Below are 4744 nucleotides of genomic sequence, written 5' to 3'. Positions count from 1 at the left end.
TATTGTACATTATTTTCAGTATAGTCCAGCATATCATTGACTAGAGTCATGCTCCAACGACAAGGGATTCACGATCCCCGAGGTGTTTGGCATGTTGCAGCAGGCGGGGTTGGGCTTTTTAAGCCTGGTGGATATGCCCGACTGGTCGCTGGAGTCTCTCTTTAAGCAAGTGCCGGAGTTTGTGCGGCAACGGCTGGAAACCCTCAGCGTCATGGAGCGGCTGCACCTCTACGAGCTGATCCGGCCTGCCCATCGCCTCATCGACTTTTGGGCCGAGCACGCCGGCTCTTCCCTGGTGCTACCTTGGACGGATGCAGATTGGTTGGCGGGATCCGTGCAATTCAACCCCCTGCTGATGGACAACGCTCGCTTCCACCAGGAGTACAACAAGGCCCTGCAAGAGAACTGCACCTACGAAATGCAGTGGACAGGGGCCACCCACGGGCGGATCCGCATCCCTGCCGAGAAGGTGAAATGGCTGGCCCCGCTGCTGCAGGGGCCAACTCCGGTGGCAAAGCTGATTCAGCGGGTCGTCGAGTTGGGATCCCTGACGGAAGAACAGGCAACTGACGAGGTGCTGACCTTCCTGACGGCGTTGGAAGACTTTCTATTCGTCATGCTGCAGTAGAGCCGTTTTCCCGTTCCCGACCAATCCCAACTCCCCTCTCCCTCTGGGAGAGGGGTTGGGGGTGAGGGCAGTGGCGCGGAGTGCCTGGGAAGTGTCTTAATCTGGTTTGAGAGGTCGAAAACTGTACGACTCGGATGTCTGCCTGGCCGGCACGTCGCTTCTATGCAGCTCTGCAGCGAGGGCTGACCCAGCCCCTGGATCGCTGGGTGGCCGGGATCACCCTCTGCAACTTGGCGGTTGGGGTGATCTTATTTTTGCTGGGCAACCACACGGCCCCCTATGTGCGGGACTTTAACTGGCAACAGCAGCGGGTGGGATCCCAGGAACTGCAGATGGTGCTGACCTTCAACCGCCCTATGGATGCGGACAGCGTTGCGGCCAACCTGGAGATCCAGCCGCCTCTGCCGGGCCGGATGCGCAAGCTGGGCCGCCGCTTTTTTTGGACGCTGACAGAGCCGGCCCCCTACGGCCAGACCTACCGGGTGCGCCTGCAGGCAGCCGTGGATGAGCGGGGCCAGCCCATGGCGCGGCCTTTTGAGGGCGAGTTTCGCACGCCGGATCGGCAGTTGTTGGGGATCGGCACGGAAGCAGACCAACGGGGGCGGCTGTTGCTCTTTAACCTGGAGACGGGATCCACCACTTTGCTGACGCCGGCGGGGCTGAAGGTTACCCAGATGCAGCCCAGCGCCGATGGCCGCTTCGTCTACTACTTTGCCACCGCCAGCACCATCCAGCAGCAGGATCTCTACCGCCTGGATCTGGAGGATCTGTCTTCCCGGTTGCTGCTGGACCACCAGGGCTACCAAAACCTGCGCTTCCAGGTCTCGCCGACGGGGGAGCTGGTGGTAGCGGAGCGGATCCCCCTGCAACGGGATCCCCTGGCTCCCGTCCAGACGGAACTGTGGATCCAGAAAAGGAGCCGGGATCCCTTTGAGCGGCTGGATCTGGATACGGCTTTGGGGGGAGACTTTTTCATCAGCCCTGATGAGAGCAGCCTGCTCATCTCCCAGGGGCAGGGGGTGGGGATTGTGCCCTTGCAGCCGCGGGCGGCAGCGGAGAGCTTTTTGGCCCAGTTCGGCCAAACCTTGGCCATCCGTCCCGATGGGGCTTTCGGGGCTTTGCTGCGCTTCAATCCCGACTACACCCGCAGCCTCTTTATCGTCAGCAATACCGGCACCAGCGAGGAGATTTGGGTTACCGAGGGATCCGTAACCAAAGGAGCTTTTTCGCCGAGGGCACCCGTCTTTTACGGCTTGGTCAGCGAGGCCGAGTTTGTTGGTGAGGGCGCGTTGGCATCTCTGGCCTACACCGAGTCCCCCCGCTTGCTGGCAGTGGTGTTCGGCAGCGGCGGCGCGGCCCCGGCGGGCAAGACCGTAGAGGTGGGGCGGGCCGACTATCCCTTTGAGCTGGACTTCAGCCTTTCCCCTGACGGCCGCCTGTTGGCCTACACGCTTTTGGAGCCCTTGCAAGAGGAGATCCCGGATCCCTGGGCCCCCTTTAGCCGCACTGGGCAAGCGATCCGCAGCGGGCAAGTGTGGCTGGTGGACTTGCAAGATGGGCTGCCGATCCCCAACAGCCGTCGCCGCCTGCCGCTGAGCAGCAGCGCACTGGCCTGGATCCCTTAGTCAGGAGGAGTTCTAGGCAAGCAAGGCCTAAAACCCAGGCCAGATGCAGAGCAACTCCCCTCTCCCCCTAGCGAGCCGAGGTTCTCAGTTTGGTTAGGATAATCACTCCCACCAGCGCCAGGGTTACCGTGTTGGCAAGCAGGATGACCGCATCTTGGCGCAACAGGCCGTACAGATCCCACATCAGGATCCCTGCCCCAAACAGCAGCAGGTAGCTCCAAGAAAAATCGTCCGCCTTTTGGCTATGCCAAGTTTTCCAGGCTTGCGGGAAGAAACTGGCAGTGGTCAGAGCAGCAGCCGATAGGCCCACCCAAAAGGTGAGGTTCATAAGTGTAGCTCCGGCTCGACAAAGCCCTGCAGCGGCTGGGCCGCTTCCGCCTCGCTCAAGCCCTTGGCCTGCAGCAACACCCCAAAGCTCCCCAACCCCAGCGGATCCAGCAGAGCGTGAAGGGCATGTCGCCGTTGCAACACCTGGCCCAGATCCCCCCCCTCGTCGCCAACTTGGCCGAGGGCGGCCAGCCTTTCCGCCAATCCCAGGTTCACCAAAAAGCAGCTCTGCTGGGTGAAGCCCAGGCACTTGAGCCCCAGAGACTCCCCCACCTGCTGCAAGGTGGTAAAGTCCACGTGGGCAGTGAGATCTTGGGATCCCACCCAGACATAGGGATCCGCGTAGGTGCCGTGTTGGCGGTAGGCCAGGAGCGTGCCCTGGAAGCGCTGGGGGCTGTAGTAGCGCTGGGCGGTGTGGCCGTAGTCAAGGGTGAGCACGTAGCCCCGCCGCAGCTTGCGGGCCAGAAGCTGGAGCCACTCTAGGGCCTTGAGGTTGACCTCCGTTTGGTAGCCGGAGGGATAGGTGGCAATCGGGATCCCCAGGCGGGCAAAGTACGCTTCCAGCGCGGGCGTAGAGAGATCCCCTAACACTTCTCGGAAGCCCTCCCCCTCCGCCCAATCCACGTAGATTTCTCGCAAGGCCCCCGCCTGCACCTGCACCCGATGGACTGGGAAGGCGTCCACCAGCTCGTTGGAAAAAAAACAGCCGGTTACCGAACCATCTGGGATCTCGTCCCACTCTAGCCAGCGCACCTTCTCGCCATAGCCGGCCAAGCGCTCCTGCTGTAGCCGCCGCAAAAAAGCAGAGCGCTCGAGGATCCCGTACTCCAGGGCTTGCCAGAAGTCGGGCCAATTGGAGCACACATAGGCCAGCCAATCTTCGGCCAGGCGCCCGCTGCCCGCCCCCATCTCAATCACCGCAAAATGGGGAGGGGATCCCAAAATGTGCCAGAACTGGAAGATCTGCTCAGCCAACAGTTGGGCAAAATCCGCCGCCAAGTGAGGGGAGGTGCGATAGTCCCAGCCGAGGGGGAGATGCTCCCGCTCGTAGTAACCCAGACCTGGCTCGTAGAGGGCCCACTCCATGAACTGGGCAAAGGTCACGGGTCCTCGGGCGCGAATGCGGCTGCCGATCAGCTCTGGCAACCTCCGGTCGGCCTGCGAGGGCGACAAGGGCAAATCCGGATTGCCCAAGCCTAAGTCTTGCCTAGAAGGGCTTACCAATGGGGATAGACTCACTTGTTCAAGGGACGACGCCAATTTTGGCGAAACTGGCGGTTGGTCAAGAGCAGCAGTGGCCAGAGGGCCGACACCGCCCACTTTCCAGAGCCTGAGTAGATGCGATCCGCCTTGCGGGCTGAGTACCAAACTCCCCCTGCGTAGATTGCCAAGAGCAAAAAAGGCCACATTTCTCTCACGTCCTGCGAACGCTGCTCAGCCGGTTAAGGGATCCCCCCTAGTAAGCGTCCTGCAACTCATAGAAGTCAGGCGTGATATAGTCCTTGCGCAGCGGCCACCCAATCCAGTCTTCCGGCATCAAGATCCGCTTCAAGTTGGGGTGTCCCTCAAAGATGATGCCGTACATGTCATAGGTCTCCCGCTCCTGCCAGTCCGCCGACTTCCAGATCCAGTACACCGAGGGCACCCGCGGATCTTGGCGGGGCAGCTTCACCTGAACCCGCACCTCCTGCGGCCGATCTGCCCCGTCCGCCAGTTTGATCAGGTGATAGAGGCTGACCAGGGGTTGCCCTGCCCCCAGGTCGTAGCCGCACTGGCACTCCAGGTAATTGAAGCCGTAGGCATAGAGGGCAGTACACACAGGCAAGAGAAAATCCCGCTCCACCTCCAGCAGCTCCACCCCGGCGGCATCTCTGCCCAGGTACTGATGGTCAAAGCCGTTATCAGCGAGAAACTGGGAAACCGGCCCCCGTTCCAGCGTCGCCAACGGCTCTGTCGGCTCGGCTGTCGAGGACGGCTTTTGCTGGGCTTTGTCCTCTGTCATCTCACATCCCTCCCCGCAAAGCTTTGAGCTGCTGTTCCGCCTGCTTGAAGTCGGCAGTCTGCAAGGCCGGAGGCACCGGCAGGCCAATAGCCGCCGCCAGTTCCGGTGGAGGAGCTTGGCGGGTCTCGCTCTCCAGATACTTGCCGGTGATGATCTCCGGCA

Annotated in this window: 6 protein-coding genes; 2 read left to right on the top strand and 4 right to left on the bottom strand. The window is 61.5% G+C overall.

Translation table 11 applies throughout. The features are described from left to right. The first annotated feature begins 82 nt into the window (after window positions 1–82). A complete protein-coding gene (locus NW846_RS12205; protein WP_414346919.1) occupies window positions 83–628 on the top strand; it encodes a hypothetical protein in 546 nt (181 codons plus the stop codon). A gap of 134 nt (window positions 629–762) precedes the next feature. Continuing rightward, complete coding sequence (locus NW846_RS12200) at window positions 763–2253, top strand: Ig-like domain-containing protein (RefSeq protein ID WP_011430817.1); 1491 nt, start codon at window positions 763–765, stop codon at window positions 2251–2253. A gap of 67 nt (window positions 2254–2320) precedes the next feature. Here NW846_RS12200 and NW846_RS12195 read toward each other — a convergent pair whose 3' ends face one another. From NW846_RS12195 to NW846_RS12180, 4 genes are all read right to left on the bottom strand, one after another. Next, a complete protein-coding gene (locus NW846_RS12195) occupies window positions 2321–2581 on the bottom strand; it encodes a SemiSWEET family sugar transporter (RefSeq protein WP_041438445.1) in 261 nt (86 codons plus the stop codon). Continuing rightward, window positions 2578–3753 carry a class I SAM-dependent methyltransferase gene (locus NW846_RS12190; RefSeq protein ID WP_049749829.1) on the bottom strand — a complete coding sequence of 392 codons (1176 nt, stop codon included), beginning with the start codon at window positions 3751–3753 and terminating at the stop codon, window positions 2578–2580. The genes NW846_RS12195 and NW846_RS12190 overlap by 4 nt, the downstream gene beginning before the upstream one ends. Window positions 3754–3815: 62 nt before the next feature. Continuing rightward, window positions 3816–3989, bottom strand: coding sequence for a hypothetical protein (locus tag NW846_RS12185; RefSeq protein WP_011430814.1), 174 nt, complete (start codon window positions 3987–3989; stop codon window positions 3816–3818). A 47-nt stretch (window positions 3990–4036) separates the two neighbouring features. After that, window positions 4037–4582: an NAD(P)H-quinone oxidoreductase subunit J gene (locus NW846_RS12180; protein WP_011430813.1), complete on the bottom strand. Its 546-nt coding sequence runs from the start codon at window positions 4580–4582 to the stop codon at window positions 4037–4039. Between the last annotated feature and the right edge of the window lie 162 nt (window positions 4583–4744).

It is taken from the genome of Synechococcus sp. W60.3, assembly GCF_047502615.1.
Lineage (GTDB): Bacteria > Cyanobacteriota > Cyanobacteriia > Thermostichales > Thermostichaceae > Thermostichus.
The sequence above is the reverse complement of the archived record's forward strand: the minus strand, read 5'-3'. Positions and strand labels throughout refer to the sequence as shown.